Consider the following 16,947-nt stretch of genomic DNA (forward strand, 5'->3'; position numbering starts at 1 on the left):
GAGGCCGGCGCGGGGGCCTCAGCCGCGCGCGCGCAGCTCGCGCCGCAGGATCTTGCCCGTGGCGGTCATGGGCAGGGTGTCCGTGAACGCCACGTGGCGCGGATATTCGTGCGCCGAGAGCTTCGTCTTGACGAAATCCTGGATCTCGCGGGCAAGGTCGTCGGACGGCTTGGCGCCGTCCTTCAGCACCACCCAGGCCTTCACCGCCTCGGTGCGCAGCGGGTCGGGCACGCCCACCACCGCCACCAGCGCCACCGCCGGATGCTTGAGGATGCAGTCCTCGATCTCCCCCGGCCCGATGCGGTAGCCGGCCGAGGTGATGACGTCGTCGGCCCGGCCCACGTACCAGAGATAGCCGTCCGCGTCGCGCCGGCCCATGTCGCCGGTGAGCAGGAAGTCGCCGGCATACTTGGCGGCGGTGGCTTCCGGGTTCCGCCAGTATTCCAGCATCATCACCGGGTCGCCCTTGCGCACGCCGACCTGTCCTTCCGTGCCGTCCGGCAGCTCGCGCCCGTCTTCGTCGACGATGCGCACGTCGTGGCCGGGAATGGCGCGCCCCATGGCGCCGGGGCGGATCGGGAAGAAGTCGGAGTTCGAGCCTACCACCAGATTGCATTCCGTCTGGCCGTAGATCTCGCGCGCTTCGACGCCGAGCCGCTCCTTCACGAACGCGCCGAGCTCCGCTCCCAGGCTCTCGCCGCCGGTGAGCAGCGAGCGCAAGGCGAGGCCCGCGTGCCGCACGTCCGCCTGCCGCAGCAGCTTGAGCGCGGTGGGCGGCAGGAACACGTTGCGCACCTTGTGGCGCGCCATCAGGTCCATGGCCGCCTCGGGATCGAACTTCTTCGCCCGGTGGGCCAGCACCGGCACGCCCAGATAGAGGCTCGGGAACAGCACGTCGAACAGGCCGCCGATCCAGGCCCAGTCGGCGGGCGTCCAGTGCAGGTCGCCGGGCTGGGGCATGCCCTCGTGGATGAAGGTGATGCAGGGCAGGTGGCCGAGCAGCACCCGGTGGCCGTGCAACGCGCCCTTCGGGTTGCCGGTGGTGCCCGAGGTGAAGATGATGATGCCGGGATCGTCCGGCCCGGTGTCGGCCGGGGTGAAGGCGTCGCTGGCGCGGGCGAGCGCCGCGTCGAACGAAACCGTGCCGGGCGCCGCGTCCGGCCCGGTCAGGTAGACGGTATCGAGCGCCGGCAGGCGGTCGCGCACGCGCTCCAGCTTGGCGAGGCCGCCGAGGTCGGTCACCAGCGCGCGGGCGCCCGAGGCGGCGAGGCGGAACTCCAGCGCCTCGTCGCCGAACAGGGTGAAGAGCGGCACCGAGACGAGGCCGGCCTTGAAGGCGGCGAGGTGGGCGATGGCGGTCTCGGGCGCCTGGGGCAGGAACACCGCCACCCGGTCGCCGCGCCTGAGGCCCTGGGCGCGGAGCGCGTTGGCGAAGCGGTTGGTGAGGCCCTTCAGCTCGTCGAAGGAGTAAGCGCGCACCGCGCCGCCGTCCTCCTCGAACACCAGGGCCGGCTTGCCGGAGCCGTCCGCATGGGCATCGACGCAGGCGACCCCCATGTTGAAGCGGGCGGGAATCTGCCAGCGGAAGGCGCGGACGAGCGCGTCGTAGCGCGGCGCGGCGAGGGCCATGGGGTCTCTCCCGGGGTCTTGCGGCGATCTCCGCAGGAATCTGAGGAGGCGCCTTTATGTTATTGGGTCAAAACGAAAAATTAACCATGCCTCACGCGCCATGTGAGGCGCGTCAAGGCCTTGGCGGAGTCACGGCAAGGACTTCGATCCCATAGGAAACGATCGAACGTTTTTTTCCTGATGAGGTCAAGGGGGTGCGCTTTGGCGAACGAGGGTGGGGCGGCACCATGGCGTCGGGCTCTCGGCCGTCATGGCCGGGCTTCTCCCTGCCGACGCCCCGGGGCGCCGAGCGTTTCCCTGCGGAAATGGACGCGAGCGGCGCGCCGTGGATGCCCGGCGCGGGCCCGGGCATGACGGGACAGGCGTCGGCACGGGCGCCTGTCCCGTGCCGGTGATGCTCGCGCCCTCAGGCGACGAGGCCGACCGCCCCGGCCGCCGCAGTGCGGATGGCCTCGATCTTCGCCCGGTAATGGGCCGGGCCGTCCTTGAACACCGCCGAGCCCGCCACCAGCACGTCGGCGCCGGCCCTGGCGCAGAGCGCGCCGGTTTCGGGATTGACGCCGCCGTCCACCTCCAGGCGGATGTCGCGGCCGCGGATCATGTCGCGGATGCGGGCGATCTTCTCCAGCATCTCGGGGATGAAGGCCTGTCCGCCGAAGCCGGGATTGACGCTCATGACGCAGATGAGGTCCGCCTTCTCCAGCGCATAGTCGAGCACCCGCTCGGAGGTGGAGGGGTTGATGGCGATGCCGGCCTTCTTGCCGTGCGACTTGATCACCTGGAGGCAGCGGTCGAGATGGGGCGTCGCCTCCGGATGGACCGAGATGATGTCGGCTCCCGCCTTGGCGAACGCCTCGACGTAGGGCTCCACCGGCGAGATCATCAGGTGCACGTCGAACACCTTGTCGGTGTGCGGGCGCAGCGCCCTGATGATGTCCGGCCCGAAGGTGAGGTTCGGCACGAAGTGCCCGTCCATGACGTCGAGATGGATGTAGTCCGCGCCCGCCGCCGCCACCGCGCGCACCTCCTCGCCGAGCTTCGAGAAGTCGGAGGCGAGCATGGAGGGGGCGATCAGCGGCGTGGTCATGTCAGGACTCCCTTCGGGCGGCACCGCGCCCCGATGCGCCATTTAATGGCGCGATCGGCGGATTTCCATGTTCCCGGCCCCAGGGCATGAAAAATGTCCCTGGAATGCGTGCGCTGTTCGGCTGCGCCACGCGCCCGCCCCGTCCCGCCCGCACGGGCGAAGCAGACGGGGAGGGGGCGCCTATTTTTCCGTCGCCGGCGTGATGCGCTTGGTGGCGATCACGTCGTAGGATTTCTGGATCGCCTCCAGCGACCTTTCCCAGCGTGCGAGCGCGAGGCGGGCATAGAGCACGTCGATCACGAACAGCTCGGCGATGCGGCTGGACAGCGCCTCCATGCGGTACTTGGTTTCCTGCGCCGCCGTGAACAGGACCACCTCGCAATAGGTCTGGAGCGGCGACCTGCCGTAATTGGTGATGCAGATGGTGCGCGCCCCGGCCTCGCGCGCGAGGCGCGTCGCCTCCAGGGTCTCGTGCGTGCGCCCGGAATGGGAGATGGTGAGGGTCGCCACCTGCGGCCCGGTGAAGGCCGCGCTCACCGCCTGGCCGTGGGAATCGGTGACCGCCTTGGTGTCGAGCCCGAGCCGCAGGAAGCGGTAGGCCGCGTCCTCGGCGATGGGGGCGGCGGTGCCGATGCCGTAGAACTCGATGCGCTGCGCCTTCGCCATCAGCGCCGCTGCGCGGTCGATGGCCGCCACCTCCAGCACCTTGGCGGTGTCCTCCAGCGCCACCGCGTGGCTGGCGGTGAACTTCGCCACCACGTCGGCCGTGCTGTCGCCCGGCATGATGGCCTCGTGCAGCAGCGCGCGGGAGGTGGCGATCTCCTTGGCCACGGCGATCTTCAGCTCGGCGAACCCGCGCGCGCCGATCTGCTGGCACAGGCCGATCACCGAGCCCTCGCTCGCGTGGACCGCGGCGGCGATGTCGCTGGCCGACATCTCCGGCACCCGCTCGGGCTGCTCCACCATGAAGCTCGCGATGCGCCGGGCGGTGGGCGGCAGGTCGTCGAGCATCGCCTTGAGGCGCGCGAGCGGGAATTCGAGCTGGGACATGAACCCCTTCCATCAGGCTTGCGGCGCTGCCGGGCGGCGGGTCCCGGGTCCGGATGGGCGGGGGGTGCCGGCCGCCGGCGCGCCCGCCGGCACCGCGCCCGCCGAACGCGGCTCTAGCATATTTTGCGCCGCCGCCGCATTCCGGAGCGCGCGCCGGTTCAGGCGATCTGCGCGTCCTGCTCGGAGAACAGCGTCACCTGGTCGCGGCCATTCGCCTTGCCGCGATACATGGCGGCATCCGCGCGGCCGATGAGCAGCGTGGGATCCATGGCCGCGTCGTTCGACACCGCGACGCCGATGCAGGCGGCGACGTTGGCCTCGCCGGCCGTGAGCTTGAACGGGCGCCTGACGGTGGCAAGGATCTTCGCCGCCACTTCCGCCGCTTCCTCCTCGTCCCGGACCATGGGCAGGAGCACCACGAACTCGTCGCCGCCGATGCGCGCCACCGTGTCCTCGGCGCGGACTGTCTCGCCGATGCGCCGGCCCACATGGCGCAGCAGCTCGTCGCCCGCGGCGTGGCCCCAGCGATCGTTCACCGCCTTGAACCGGTCGAGGTCCATGAACAGCACGCCCGCGCACACGCTCCGGCGGCGCGCCAGCGCCAGCGCCTGGCGGATGCGCTCCATCAGCAGGGTGCGGTTGGGCAGGCCGGTCAGGGCGTCGAAATTGGCGCGGCGCCAGATCTCCTCCTCCTGGCGCTTGCGGACCGTGATGTCCGAGAGCAGCGCCACGTGGCCGGCGGGCGTGCCTGCCGGGGTGTCGATGGCGCTGATCACCGCGCGCAGGACCATCTCTGTCCCGTCCTTGCGCTGGATGTCGAGCTCGCCCTCCCAGTTGCGCTTCTCGGCGAGGCAGCCGCGGATTGCCGCGAACACGGCCGGATCGACGGCCCGGTCGGCGATCAGCTCGGCGCTCAGGCCGATCGCCTCGGCCGACGGGATGCCGGTGATCTGCTCGAATGCCGCGTTCACGCGCTCGATGCATCCGTTCGCGTCGATCACCACGATGCCCTCGCCGGAGGCCTCGAACACGCGCTGGCTGATCAGCAGGGATTCTTCCCGCAGGATGCTCCGCGTGATGTCCGAGAACGTGAGGACGGCGCCGCTCGGCTGGTCCTCGCCGGGCGGGATGATGCGGCGGCTGTTCACGTTGATCCAGGTGCGCCCACCTGCCGCTTCGGTCACGTAATACACCTCGTCGCGCACGTCTTCATCGCGGCACCGGCTGCTCGGGCGCCGGTGGCGGGGAACCTTGTTGCCGCTGCGGTCGAACAGTTCCTTGGTGCGGGTGACGAGCCCGGCGGCGTCGGTGTGCAGCATGGCGATGGCGGTCGCGTTCCAGGCGACGATCTCGCCCAGCTCGTTCACCAGAACCATGCCGGCTGGCACCACCTCGAAGATGCTGCGGTAGCGTTCCTCGCTGGCGCGCAGCGCGCGCTCGAGATGGAACCGCGCGCTGATGTCGTGGACGATGGAATAGAGCGCAGGCTTGCCGTCGAACACCACCGGCCCGGAATACACCTCCACCATGCGGATTTCGCCGGAGGCGAGCCGGTGTGGCGCAATGAAATGCGGGCCCCGCCCGTCGGCGGCCGCCTTCATGGCTTCGGCGATCTCCGCGCTCGGCTTGCGGTTGATCTCGGCGATATTCATGCCCGCGAGCGCCTCGCGGCTGTAGCCGTAGAAGGTGGCTGCGGCGGCGTTGGCGGCAAGAATCCGGCCACCCGCGGGATCGACGATCAGCTTGACCGAATGGTTCTGCTCGAACAGCGAATGGTAGAGTGCCTCCTGATCGATCAGCGCCCGCCGCTGCCGCACGTCGCGCAGGGCCAGCAGGCAGGCCAGCGAGCCGAGGGCGAGAAGCAGGCCGGTTCCGGCCAGATTGGTGCCGCGCTGGCGCCAGATGTCGGCCTGGACCCGCGCCAGCAGGTCCGCCATGGACAGGCCGACCAGCACGACCACGGGCTCCTGCGCCAGGCGCGCCCAGGCATAGAGGCGCTCCACCGGCTCGTAGGTGGATTTGGCGATGAAGTCGCCGGTCGCGGGGCTGCCGCGCTGAAGATAGGGACGTGCGGGATCGACCGCCTTGCCCAGCGCCGCCTTGGGATCGGTGTTGCGCGCCAGATAGGTGCCGTCCGGCAGGTGCACTGCGCCGACCGCATCGCGCGGTCCGAGGGCGATATGGGCGAACTCACCGGAGAGATAGAGCGGCGACAGCGACAGCGTGACCACCCCCTGGAACTCGTCCTCCCGGATCAGCGGGCGCGCCAGCGCGATCGCCCAGCCGGAGGGCGCGCTGCTCGGCTCGGCCTGGCTGATGGCGGTGCCGTCCTCGGGCGCGCGTGCCGCCAGGTCGCGGAAATAGCTGCGGTCGGCGATGTCCGGCGTGGCGGGCTAGCCGCCGCTCGACCGGATCAGCCGGCCCTCGGCGTCATAGATCGCGATCTGCGCTTCCGCTTCCGCTGGCAGCAGCGCAAGGACGGTCGGCACGAACGACTGGAAGGAGGAGGGCGAGCGCAGGAACTCGGAGCGCACGTTCTGCAGCAGGTAGTCCGCGCCCTGGAAGGTGGCGGCGAACTGCTGCCGCGCCGCCTCGGCGATCTGCTGCGCTCGCAGCCGCCCTTCGCCGATCGACTGCCGCTGCATCGTCGCGAAGGCATGCTCCAGATAGACCCAATAGCCGCCAAGGCCCGCCAGGAAGGCGCCATAGACGACGAGCACGCGTATATAGCCGATCTTAAGGCCCATTCGGATACCGCCGGAAGCCCGCCCGAGGGCACGCAAAAGTTGGGGAGCAGGTGTGTGTTATCCTGCCCCTTACAATTGCGCAATTCCACGTAGGCGGCCCGATCATCTGATGGTGGGCGCTATAGTGGGCCTCTACACTTGAGTGTGCGGCCTGGTTCGCGTGCCACCGGATGTCTGATGCGGGGCCGGGCAGCCTGAAGCCGGCCCGCGCCTTCTCCAGGTGCGCCGCCGGATGGCGGCGCACGCGATCCGGAAGATGTAGTATCCTACGATGGCAGAGGCCCGTCAGGCCATCTGCGGGGCGTGATGGGGCCGCGGCGCCGTGGCGGTGCCCGCGCCCGGCTCGTCCGGGCAGGGCAGGTAGAAGCGCGGCGCCGAGCGGCCGGCGCGCACGTGCACCACATTGGGGGCGACGCCCGCCGCGGCGGCGATCTGATCCACCGGCAGGCCAGGCCCGAACAGGACCGCGCGCAGGCCGGGTCGCAGCGCCTCCTCCGGAAGGTCGGTGACGTCCACGCTCATGAGGCTCATGGCGCTGGTGGAGACCACCGGCGCGCGGTGGCCGTCGATCAGCACATGAGCATCGCCGTGGAAGCGGTAGGGCACGCCGTCGCCATAGCCGATGCCGAGCTGGGCGAGCCGGCGCGCGCTCCTGGTGCGGTAGGCGCCGGAATAGCCGACCTCGCGTCCCGCCGGCACGCGGTGCACGCGCAGGATCGGTGCCGTCAGGGTCGCGGCGGCGACGATGGGCTGCGGGCGCGAGGGGGTGGTCTCCACCCCGTAGAGCGCGCTGCCGACCCGGGCGAGATCGCCGTGGCGCTCCTTCGGTCCGAACACGCCGGAGGAGGCACTGAAGCTCAGCGGCGCCGGTGGCAGGTGCCGCGTCCAGGCCGAGAAGCGGCGCCACTGCCACAGGTTCGCGCGGGCGCCGGGATCGGAGAAATGGGCAAGATGAGTCACGTAGGCGGCCACCTGGAGCCGCCCGAGCAGGCCCGGTTCCGCTGCCAGCCGGCGCACCTCGGCAAGCCCGAGCCCGAGTCGGTTCAGGCCGGTGTCGAGGTGGATCGCGCAGGCCGCCGGCGCGTCGCCGGCAAGCCGTGCCAGCGCCTCGACCTCGCTCATGTCCACCAGGACCGGGATGGCGCCCAGCGCCTGGTAGTCGCGCAACGTGCCGCCCACGAGCCCGTGCAGCACGAAGATGCGCCCCGACGGCTCGGCGCGGCGCACGTCCGCGGCCTCCTGGAGGTCGGCGACCCAGAAGTCGCGGCAGCCGAGCGCGGCGAGCAGCGGCACCACCTCGGCGATGCCGAGCCCGTAGGCGTCCTGCTTCACCACGGCGCCGACGCCGGCGCCCGCGAACGACTGCCGCACCGCGCGCCAGTTGGCGCGGATCGCGGCCATCTCCACCACCAGCGCGCAGCGGTCCGCCGGAAGGGCGAGCGTGGTCATGGCCGGGGGGCCGCGGGTGGGAAACTCCCGAAGGGGGGCGCCGGCGGGGGAGCGGTATAGGCGATCCGCACGCCCCCATGATCAAGCACCATCTTCGACCCCCTCCACCCCTGCGCCAGCAACTGGCGCTGCCCTTCGAGATCGGCCGGATCGAGAATCACCTCGGCGCCCGATTCCATCCCAACGTCTTCATGTACCATGACATATCGCGGATAACCGCCGTAATACAGTTTCACGGCCCGGACCGTGAAATGCGCGGACATGAGGTTGCTCCAGCTGGCCACATTGGCCGGCGCGGCGGTGGCGTAGAGCAGGATCGGCGTGCCGGCGAAGGCGGCGCCGGCGAGTTCGACGCGCCGGGCGATGAGCTCCCGCTGGAGCCCGCGCCCGCGCGCATCCGGATCGACCGAGGCGCCGGCGAGCTTCACCCGGAGCATGCTATCGGGGAGGTTGAGCAGGGCGCGCGGGTCGTCGCTGTCGGGCAGCACGTGCTGGAGGATGCCGTAGGCGAGCAGCCGGCCGTCCTCGAACGCGCCGACGGCGCGACCGCGCCCGCCGAGGATGCCGGGAAAGAAATCCGGCCCCTCCGGCTTCACCACGTCGGGGCCGGCCGCGCCGATGGCGCGCCGGTGCAGCGTCTCGATGGCGGGAAGGTCCGCTGGTCCGAGCGGACGCCAAGCCAGGGATGGCGCGGGCGGCATGGGGCGGCCGGGATCAGTTGGTGACGATCTCGGCGTAGTTCAGCATGGTGATCGGCGGGTAGATCTGGAGCTTGCGCGCCACCTGCATGTTGATGATGAGGGCGAACCGCTTCAGCGTCTCGATCGGGATGTCCTTCGGCGCGCGATGCTGGACCAGGATCTCCACCGCCTTGGCGGCGGCCAGCTGGCCGACCGAGTAATAGCGGCTGACGAGGCCCACCAGCGCGCCGCCGTCGCGCACCCCGCGCTCGGCGGCCGCGAAGGTGGGGATGGAGCTTTCGAGCGCGGTGGGGGTGACGCGGTCGTAGATGGTGCCGAGGAAGGTGTCCGGCAGCAGATAGAGCCAGTCCACGCCGTCGGCGCGCATCTTGCGGATCATGTCCTCGACGCCGTCGGCGGTGGGACGGCCGCTCGCATTGAGCTTGAAGGGCATGGCCACGACGTTCGCGCCCATGCCGGCGCACACGCTCTTCACCTCGTCGACGATGACGCGCGAATTCTGCTCGGTGGTGGAATAGAGCACGCCGACGGTCTTGAACGGCTTGTAGGCCTGCATGGCGCGCATGTGCACGTCGGTCGGCACCACGTGGACGGCGCCGGTGACGTTGCGGCCCGAGGAGGCGAAGTCGGGGGCGATCTTCGCCCGCACCGGCGCCGCCACCAGCGCGAACACCACCGGGATGTCGCGCACGTAGCGCGGATCGGTCGAATCGTAGGGGCCGACCACGCCGAGCGTCACCGGGGTGCCCCAGGTATAGATGAGATCGGGCTTGAGGGTGGCGAGGTCGGCGATCAACTCGGGCACGCGCCGGGCGTCGCCATTGGCGTCGCGGGCGATGATCTCGGTCTTGATCTCGTTGGCGGTGAGGAAGTCGCGGAAGCCGCGCTCGACGTCGGTCTCGCCGCGGAAGGTCAGCATCAGGATGCGGAACGGCCGGTCCTGCGCGCGGGCGCCCGTGAGGCCGAGAAGGCTCGCCGATCCCGCGCCGATGCCGAGGGAGAGGAGGGTTCGCCGGTCGATCACAACGCTTCGCCTTCGTGTCACGCCGCCGAGGCAGCTTTTTCAATGCTGCGCCACAGATAGCGCGAAGCGGGCCCAGGCCGCCACATCGAAATGCCGCAAGGCGGTAGCCGGAGGCCGAACCCTGGGCACTGGCGGTCCTGCGCCGATCACGCTTTCGCGGGGAGCCGGCGCGCCGCCGAGCCCCAGCCGCCGCTTGCCGGTGTCCCCGCCGAGGTGAGACAAGTGCTCCGGGGAGGTCCCATGGATCAGCCGGATTCAGCACAGGGAAGGAACGGGCCGCACACCGATTCGGCCGCGTTCTGGCAGGAAAGCGACGACGCGCTCCTCGCCCGCCTCGGCAGCCGCCCGGAGGGCCTGTCGCAGGACGAGGCCGCGGCGCGGCTCGACCGCTGCGGGCCCAACGTGGCGGTGACCGGCCTGCGGCGCAGCCTTGCGGCCAAGATCGGCAAGCGCCTCGCCGAGCCGCTGGTGGCGATCCTGCTGATCGCCGCCGCCATATCGGGCGCGACCGGCGACTGGCAGAGCTTCGTCATCATCGTCGCCATCGTCCTCATGTCGATCACCCTCGATCTGGTGCAGGAGCAGAAGGCCGAGGCGGCGGTGGAGGCGCTGCGCCGCTCGGTGGCGGTGACCGCCCGGGTGCGGCGCGACGGCGCTGCGCGCGAGCTGCCGGTGCGCGAGATCGTGCCCGGCGACATCGTCGAGCTCGCCGCCGGCAAGCTGGTTCCGGCCGATGGGGTGGTGCTCTCGGCCCATGGCGCGCTCGCCAACGAGGCGGTGCTCACCGGCGAGCCCTATCTGGTGGAGAAGCGTCCCGGTCCTTCCGCCGGCGCCGCGCCGTCCGACGCCGCCAACGGCCTGTTCGCCGGCACCACGCTGACCGGCGGCGAGGCGCTGATGCTGGTGGTGGAGACCGGCGCGGCCACGCGCTTCGGCGCCATCTCCGCCTCGCTCCAGGCGCGCGAGCCGCCGACCGCGTTCGAGCGCGGGCTGCATGCGCTCGGCATGCTGATCCTGCGCCTCACCGGCTTCCTGGTGCTGTTCGTGCTGCTGACCCAGATGCTGCGCCAGGGCCTGTCGCTGGAGAGCTTCCTGTTCGCGGTGGCGCTGGCGGTGGGCCTCACGCCGGAGCTGCTGCCCATGGTTACCACCGTGACGCTGGCGCGCGGGGCGGTGCGCATGGCGCGCCGCAAGGTGGTGGTCAAGCGCCTCTCCGCCATCCACGACCTCGGCGCCATGGACGTGCTGTGCACCGACAAGACCGGCACCCTCACCGAGGCGCGCATCGCCCTGGTCGGCAGCTTCGGGCCGGATGGCGCGGCGCGCGGGCGGGTCGCCGACCTCGCGCGCCTCAACAGCGCCTTCGCCGCCGGCACCCGCAGCGCCCTCGACGACGCGCTGCTGGCGGATGGCGCGCCGCCGCCGGGCTGGACCTGCCTCGACGACCTGCCGTTCGACTTCGAGCGCCGGCGCGCGGCGGTGCTGCTGGCGCAGGGCGGCGAGCGGCTGATGATCGTCAAGGGCGCGCCGGAGGCGGTGCTCGCGCTGTCGACCCATGTGGAGGGGCCGGACGGCGCCGCGCTTCCCCTCGACGACGCCGGCCGCGCCCGCCTCGCCGCGCTGATCGAGCAGAAGGGCCGGGAGGGCCTGCGCCTGCTGGGGGTGGCGGTCCGGCCGGCGCCGGAAGGGCGCGACACGCTCGCGGCGGCCGACGAGGCCGGCCTCGTGTTCGCCGGCTGCGCCGCTTTCCTCGACCCGCCCAAGGCCTCCGCCTCCGGCGCCGTGGCGCGGCTGATGGCGGCGGGCGTGAAGGTGAAGATCATCTCCGGCGACGGCGCCCCGGTGGTGGAGCATCTGGTGGGCGCACTCGGCCTGCCGGCGCGCGGCCTTGTCACCGGCGAGGAGATCGCGCGCCTGTCCGACACCGCGCTCGCCACCCGCTGCGCGCACGCGGACCTGTTCGTGCGCGTCGCGCCGGACCAGAAGCGGCGCATCGTCCTCGCGCTGCGCCGGCGCGGCCACACGGTGGGCTTCATGGGCGACGGCATCAACGACGCCCCCGCCATCCACGCGGCCGATGTCGGCCTTTCGGTGGAGGGCGGCACGGATGTGGCGCGCGAGGCGGCGGACGTGATCCTGCTCAATTCCGACCTCGGCGTGCTGGCCGACGGGGTAAGCGAGGGCCGGCGCACCTACGCCAACATCATGAAGTACATCCGCATGGGCACGAGCTCGAACTTCGGCAACATGCTCTCCATGGCGTTCGCCTCGCTGTTCCTGCCGTTCCTGCCGCTGGCGCCGCTGCAGATCCTGCTCAACAACCTCATCTACGACCTCTCCGAGATCGGCATCCCGTTCGACAGCGCCGACCCGGAGGCGCTCGCCGCGCCGCAGGCCTGGGACATGGGCGGGGTGCTGCGCTTCACGTTGGTGATGGGGCCGCTCTCGTCGCTGTTCGATCTCGCCACCTTCGGCGTGCTCACCTTCGGCTTTGCGGTGGACGCGGACACGTTCCGCACCGCGTGGTTTGTGGAATCCATCGCCACGCAGATCCTGGTGATTTTCCTGATCCGCACCGCGCGGCCGTTCTGGCTGAGCCGGCCGGACCCGATCCTGGCGCTGACCTCGCTCGGCGCGCTGGTGCTGGCGCTCATCCTGGCGCTGACGCCCCTCGGGCGCGTGGCGGGCTTTGCCGCCGTGCCCGCTGGGGTGCTGCTGGCGATCGTCGGCCTGACGCTGGCCTATCTCGTTGCCGCCGAGGCGCTGAAACGCCTCGCCACGCGGCCGACGGCCCACGCGCGCCACCGGCGCCGCCGTCCCGCGCACGGCGGCGGATGAGGAGAGTGGGCGCGCGCGGGCGGGCGATGTCCTCCTTCGTCGCGCGAGTTGCCTCGCGGGGGTGCGCCCGGTATAGGGTCGGGACGCTGCGGGCGTGGCGGAACTGGTAGACGCAGCGGACTCAAAATCCGCCGTCCTCACGGATATGTCGGTTCGAATCCGACCGCCCGCACCACCTCCCCTCGGGACCGTTGACCACTTTCCCTTTTTGCCCGCTCAGGCTTATGCGCGCTACACAGCGCGGCTTGGCGTCGGGCGCCGGCAGCCGCCGGCGCCCGACCTGCCTGGGTTGCCGTCAGGCGTCGGCGCGGGTGACGAACTTGACGTTCAGATAGGGCTCGATGCCCTCGGCGCCACCCTCGGTGCCGTAGCCGCTGTCCTTCACGCCGCCGAACGGCGTCTCGGGAATGCCGAGGCCGTGGTGGTTGATGGACACCATGCCGCTCTCCACCTCGCGTGCGAGCCGCGTGGAGGCCACCTGCGAGCGCGTGTAGGCGTAGGCGGCGAGCCCGTAGGGCAGGCGGTTGGCCTCGACGATGGCGTCGTCCAGCGTCTCGAACGGCGCGATCAGCGCCACCGGGCCGAACGGCTCCTCGTTGAGCAGGCGCGCATCCGGCGGCAGGTCGGTGACCACCGTCGGGGCGTAGAACCAGCCGCGATTCTCGCGCCGCTGTCCGCCGGTGAGGATGTTGCCGCCCTTGGCCCGGGCGTCGTCCATGAACCCCTCCATGGCCTCGAGGCGCCGCGGATTGGCGAGCGGGCCCATGGTAGTGTCCGGATCGAGCCCGCTGCCCAGCTTCAGCGCCTCGGCGGCGGCGACGAACCGCTCCACGAACGGCGCGTAGGCCGGCCGCTCCACCAGGAAGCGGGTCGGGGAGATGCAGACCTGTCCGGCATTGCGGAACTTGGCGCCGGCCAGCAGGCGCGCGGCCAGGTCGATGTCGGCATCCGCGCAGACGATGGCCGGGGCGTGTCCGCCGAGCTCCATGGTGGCGCGCTTCATGTGCGTGCCCGCGAGGGCGGCGAGCTGCTTGCCCACCACGGTCGAGCCGGTGAAGGAGATCTTGCGCACCACTGGGTGGGGCACGAGATGGCCGGAGATCTCCGGCGGGTTGCCGTAGACGAGGTTGAGCACGCCCGCCGGCAGCCCGGCGTCGACGAACGCGCGCACCAGCGCGGCGCAGGACGCCGGGGTCTCCTCCGGCCCCTTCAGGATGACCGCGCACCCGGCCGCCAGCGCCGCCGCGGTCTTGCGCGTGGCCTGGCTGACGGGAAAGTTCCAGGGGGTGAAGGCGGCCACCACGCCCACCGGCTCGCGCAGGCTGAGCTGGTGGATATGATCGGCGCGGGCAGGGATGACGCGGCCATAGGTGCGCCGCGCCTCCTCGGCGAACCACTGGATCACGTCCGCCGAGGTCTGGACCTCGATGCGCGCCTCGGCCAGCGGCTTGCCCTGCTCCAGCACCATCAGGCGCGCCGTCTCCTCGGCCCGCGCGCGCAGGAGCTCTGCGGCCTTGATGAGAAGGGTGGCGCGGGCATGGGCGCTCTGCCGCTTCCAGAGAGCAAAGCCCTGCGCCGCCGCCGCCAGCGCCTCGTCGAGATCGGCGATCCCGGCGAAAGCGCAGGTGCCGATCACGTCCTCGGTGGCGGGATTGAGGATATCGAACGTCTTCCCAGAGCGGGCCGCCCGCCATTCGCCGGCGATGTGCAGCAACACGTCTCCATACATGCGCGTTCCTCGAACTGTCTGGCTGTCCCGGCGCGGGTCGGGAGGAAGGGGGATCGGAGGGAAAAGGCTGTGGCCCGCCGTGCGGCGGCGGGCGGCGCGCCCTCCCGTCGCCTGCGGGCGCGCCGGCCGATCTTGCGGCACGGCGCGTCGGTGCCGCAAGGCCGATGCGATGCGCCGGGTCCAGAAATACCCCACGCGCCGGCTCGGGCGCGTGGGCATTCTTCCGCAGCCGCCCGGGGCAGGCGGCGCGCGCGGCGCCTTGCCGGCGCCGCGCGCGTCAGTTCTTGGCTTGCAGTCCGTTCGCCAGGATCACCGCCCGCCAGCGGTCGACCTCCTTGCGGTAGAAGGCGGCGAACTGTGCCGAGTCCATGGTGGACGGCACCGAGCCGTTGGACTTGAAGAACTTCACCATGGCGGGCGTCTTCAGCGCCTTGCGGATCTCGGCGTTGAGGTATTCGAGGCGGTTCTGCGGAATGCCCTTGGGGCCGAAGATGCCGAACCAGGCGCTGACCTCGAAGCCGGGCAGGCCCGCCTCGGGGGCGGAGGGCACGTCGGGGGTGATCTCCGAGCGGCTGGGCATCGACACCACGAGGCCGGTGAGCTTGCCGGAGGTGATGAAGGGCGCGATGTTGGCCATGTCCATGATCACCATCTCGCAATCCCCGGCCATCACCGAGAGCAGGCCCGGGCCGCCGCCGGGATAGGGGATGATCTCGAACTTGGTGCCGCTTTCGGTCCGGAAGGCGACGGTCGCCAGCTGGCTTCCGGTGCCCGAGGTCGCGGAGTTCAGCTTGCCGGGATTGGCCTTGAGCTTGGCGAGCAGGTCGCCCAGGGTCTTCATGCCCGAATTGGCGTTCACGGCCAGGGCATAGGGCATGGCCATGACCTGCGAGATCGGCGTGAAGTCGGCGATCGGGTCGTACTTGGCGTTGTTGAGCGTCGGGTTGACGCCGATCGCCATGGTGTCGATCAGGATGGTGTAGCCGTCCGGCTCGGACCGCCGCATGAAGTCGACGCCGATCATGCCGGAGGCCCCCGGCTTGTTCTCCACCACCACGGTCTGCTTCATGCTCTCCTGAAGCTGGGTGGCGAGCAGGCGGGCCGTGCCGTCCATGGCGCCGCCCGGCGCGTAGGGCACGATCAGCCGGATCGGGCGGTCGGGAAACGTGTCGGCCGCGGCGCCTGCCGCCGGCAGCAGCGCACAGGCAAACAGGGCAACGGCGCTGAAAAACGTCCTGCGTTCCATGAATTCCTCCCCTTTTCTCACAGGCTTTGGCCCGCCGCCGCCGGGGAGAACTCCCGGCGGCGGCAGGCTTCGGGTCCCGGCGGCTTTCGGGCCGCTCTTGGGTGTTCGGCGAACGGTGCTGTCGGGTGGGCGGCGGCCCTTGCGGGCCTTCTTGCCAGGCGCTTTCTTGCGGTGGCCGCGATCCTGCGGCCGCCGTCAGGTGTAGAGGTTCTTGCGCGGCGTCGGGTCGAGATTGAAGATGCGCGCGGCGTTCAGGCCAAGGATGTTCTTCTTGGCTTGCTCGTCCAGGAACGGCAGGTCGCAGATCATCTGCGGCAGATCGAAGTCGAAGTGCGGCCAGTCGGACGCGAACAACAAGTTCGTCTTCGCATTGATCATGTCGAATGTGGTCTCCAGCGCCTTAGGATGGGTGATTTCCATGGGCTGGGTAGTGTAATAGCAGGTGTCGCGCATGTATTCGGACGGCATGCGCTTGAGCTGCGGCGCCTCCGACTGGCGCATGAGATACTGGTCGTCGAGCCGCTGCATCAGGAACGGAACCCAGGCGAGGCCGCTCTCCACCCACAGGGTGTTGAGCTTCGGGAACCGTTCCGGCAGGCCGTTCAGGATCCAGTTGGTCATGTGGATCATGTTGCACCACACGAACCCCAGCGCATGCATGCCGAGGAACCGGTTCACGGTGGCGAGCGAGGGGTCCTGCCAGTGGTAGCCGGCATGGAAGGCCAGCGGCTTGCCGCGCTCCTCGATCATCCGGTAGAGGCGCATGTAGTCGTTATGGTGCACCGGCTTGGTGCGGGTGCTGGTGACGCAGAAGCCGATCACGCCCTTGTGGTCGCCGAACTCCTCCACCGCCCGCTCGGCCTCCTTGGGCGTGTTGAACGGCAGGTAGATCAGCGTCTTGATGCGGTCGTCGCCGTCCAGCAGCTTGTCGGCGGTCCAGCGGTTGTAGGCGCGGCCGAGCCACACCTCCATGTCGGGCTGGGGATGCATGCCGAGGAACAGCATGGGGGTGGGGAACACCACCATGTTGTCGACGCCGATGGAATCCATGGCGCGGCGGGTCAGGACGACATCGCGGTGGACGTCGGTTTCCGTCACCTTTTCGCGCTGGTCGTCCTGGTGCGGGATGCGTCCGCCCACCGACTGGTAGCGCAGGCCGAGGTCGCCGTTGAGGCCGTAGGGCGGCCCGCCGATGCGCTCCGCCTGGTAGCGCATGGCGTTGTCCCGGATCACCGGGTCCTCGATATATTGCACCACCTCCTTCCAGGAGACGGTTTCCACGTGGTGGGCGTCGATGTCGACCACGAACCAGTCCTGCAGCCCGCGCTGGCGCGCGTTGCGCTTGGCGTGGGCGAGCACGTCGCGGGTGTCGGTATAGACGTCGATCTGCTGGGTGGCCGCGTAGTTCGGGCCGAATTTGCTCTGCAAGTTCATGGTCGGACCCGCT

At 70.5% G+C, this 16,947-nt stretch carries 13 protein-coding genes and 1 tRNA gene; 3 read left to right on the forward strand and 11 right to left on the reverse strand.

All coding sequences use genetic code 11. From position 1 onward, the window contains the following. Positions 1-18: 18 nt before the first annotated feature. The 4 genes from V5F67_RS11080 to V5F67_RS11095 form a co-directional block, all read right to left on the reverse strand. Positions 19-1,629 (reverse strand): acyl-CoA synthetase, encoded by a 1,611-nt coding sequence (locus V5F67_RS11080; protein ID WP_394017776.1) that lies wholly within the window; start codon positions 1,627-1,629, stop codon positions 19-21. Positions 1,630-2,035: 406 nt separating this feature from the next. Further along, positions 2,036-2,716 carry a ribulose-phosphate 3-epimerase gene (gene rpe / locus V5F67_RS11085; RefSeq protein WP_394017775.1) on the reverse strand — a complete coding sequence of 227 codons (681 nt, stop codon included), beginning with the start codon at positions 2,714-2,716 and terminating at the stop codon, positions 2,036-2,038. Positions 2,717-2,896: 180 nt separating this feature from the next. Then, positions 2,897-3,766, reverse strand: a complete 870-nt coding sequence (locus V5F67_RS11090) for a MurR/RpiR family transcriptional regulator (protein ID WP_394017774.1) — start codon at positions 3,764-3,766, stop codon at positions 2,897-2,899. Positions 3,767-3,924: 158 nt separating this feature from the next. Then, the gene (locus tag V5F67_RS11095) at positions 3,925-5,997 is read right to left on the reverse strand and encodes a diguanylate cyclase domain-containing protein (protein WP_394017773.1); all 2,073 of its coding nucleotides are present in this window, start codon (positions 5,995-5,997) and stop codon (positions 3,925-3,927) included. Here V5F67_RS11095 and V5F67_RS11100 point away from each other — a divergent pair. Next, entirely contained in the window at positions 5,990-6,130 is a 141-nt protein-coding gene (locus V5F67_RS11100; protein ID WP_394017772.1) for a hypothetical protein, read from the forward strand. The two genes, V5F67_RS11095 and V5F67_RS11100, sit on opposite strands and share 8 nt — an antisense overlap. A 29-nt stretch (positions 6,131-6,159) precedes the next feature. Here the strand turns inward: V5F67_RS11100 and V5F67_RS11105 are convergent, their stop codons facing one another. The 4 genes from V5F67_RS11105 to V5F67_RS11120 all read right to left on the reverse strand — a co-directional run bounded on the left by V5F67_RS11105 (position 6,160) and on the right by V5F67_RS11120 (position 9,687). Then, the gene (locus V5F67_RS11105; protein WP_394017771.1) at positions 6,160-6,513 is read right to left on the reverse strand and encodes a hypothetical protein; all 354 of its coding nucleotides are present in this window, start codon (positions 6,511-6,513) and stop codon (positions 6,160-6,162) included. 285 nt (positions 6,514-6,798) lie between these two features. Continuing rightward, positions 6,799-7,962, reverse strand: a complete 1,164-nt coding sequence (locus V5F67_RS11110) for an alanine racemase (protein ID WP_394017770.1) — start codon at positions 7,960-7,962, stop codon at positions 6,799-6,801. Beyond that, positions 7,959-8,561: a hypothetical protein gene (locus tag V5F67_RS11115; RefSeq protein WP_394017769.1), complete on the reverse strand. Its 603-nt coding sequence runs from the start codon at positions 8,559-8,561 to the stop codon at positions 7,959-7,961. The genes V5F67_RS11110 and V5F67_RS11115 overlap by 4 nt, the downstream gene beginning before the upstream one ends. Positions 8,562-8,676: 115 nt before the next feature. Beyond that, positions 8,677-9,687, reverse strand: coding sequence for an ABC transporter substrate-binding protein (locus V5F67_RS11120; protein ID WP_394017768.1), 1,011 nt, complete (start codon positions 9,685-9,687; stop codon positions 8,677-8,679). Positions 9,688-9,927: 240 nt separating this feature from the next. On the opposite strand from V5F67_RS11120, the gene mgtA reads away from it, so the two are divergent. Next, a complete protein-coding gene (mgtA, locus tag V5F67_RS11125) occupies positions 9,928-12,525 on the forward strand; it encodes a magnesium-translocating P-type ATPase (protein WP_394017767.1) in 2,598 nt (865 codons plus the stop codon). An 88-nt stretch (positions 12,526-12,613) separates the two neighbouring features. Further along, positions 12,614-12,700, forward strand: a tRNA-Leu gene (locus V5F67_RS11130). Between the two features lie 120 nt (positions 12,701-12,820). On the opposite strand, the gene V5F67_RS11135 is transcribed toward V5F67_RS11130, so the two are convergent. From V5F67_RS11135 to V5F67_RS11145, 3 genes are all read right to left on the reverse strand, one after another. Then, complete coding sequence (locus V5F67_RS11135; protein ID WP_394017766.1) at positions 12,821-14,254, reverse strand: NAD-dependent succinate-semialdehyde dehydrogenase; 1,434 nt, start codon at positions 14,252-14,254, stop codon at positions 12,821-12,823. Between the two features lie 277 nt (positions 14,255-14,531). Then, positions 14,532-15,500, reverse strand: coding sequence for a Bug family tripartite tricarboxylate transporter substrate binding protein (locus V5F67_RS11140; protein WP_394017765.1), 969 nt, complete (start codon positions 15,498-15,500; stop codon positions 14,532-14,534). 195 nt (positions 15,501-15,695) lie between these two features. After that, a complete protein-coding gene (locus tag V5F67_RS11145) occupies positions 15,696-16,934 on the reverse strand; it encodes an amidohydrolase family protein (protein WP_394017764.1) in 1,239 nt (412 codons plus the stop codon). Between the last annotated feature and the right edge of the window lie 13 nt (positions 16,935-16,947).

The sequence above is a fragment of the Xanthobacter pseudotagetidis genome, from assembly GCF_043194795.2.
GTDB lineage: Bacteria > Pseudomonadota > Alphaproteobacteria > Rhizobiales > Xanthobacteraceae > Xanthobacter > Xanthobacter tagetidis_A.

Bases quoted from the DNA above. Each gene is read 5' to 3' on its own strand.
- V5F67_RS11145 (WP_394017764.1), bottom strand. From the start codon at position 16,934: ATGAACTTGCAGAGCAAATTCGGCCCGAACTACGCGGCCACCCAGCAG.
- rpe (WP_394017775.1), bottom strand. From the start codon at position 2,716: ATGACCACGCCGCTGATCGCCCCCTCCATGCTCGCCTCCGACTTCTCG.
- V5F67_RS11140 (WP_394017765.1), bottom strand. From the start codon at position 15,500: ATGGAACGCAGGACGTTTTTCAGCGCCGTTGCCCTGTTTGCCTGTGCG.
- mgtA (WP_394017767.1), top strand. From the start codon at position 9,928: ATGGATCAGCCGGATTCAGCACAGGGAAGGAACGGGCCGCACACCGAT.
- V5F67_RS11080 (WP_394017776.1), bottom strand. From the start codon at position 1,629: ATGGCCCTCGCCGCGCCGCGCTACGACGCGCTCGTCCGCGCCTTCCGC.
- V5F67_RS11105 (WP_394017771.1), bottom strand. From the start codon at position 6,513: ATGGGCCTTAAGATCGGCTATATACGCGTGCTCGTCGTCTATGGCGCC.
- V5F67_RS11090 (WP_394017774.1), bottom strand. From the start codon at position 3,766: ATGTCCCAGCTCGAATTCCCGCTCGCGCGCCTCAAGGCGATGCTCGAC.
- V5F67_RS11110 (WP_394017770.1), bottom strand. From the start codon at position 7,962: ATGACCACGCTCGCCCTTCCGGCGGACCGCTGCGCGCTGGTGGTGGAG.
- V5F67_RS11135 (WP_394017766.1), bottom strand. From the start codon at position 14,254: ATGTATGGAGACGTGTTGCTGCACATCGCCGGCGAATGGCGGGCGGCC.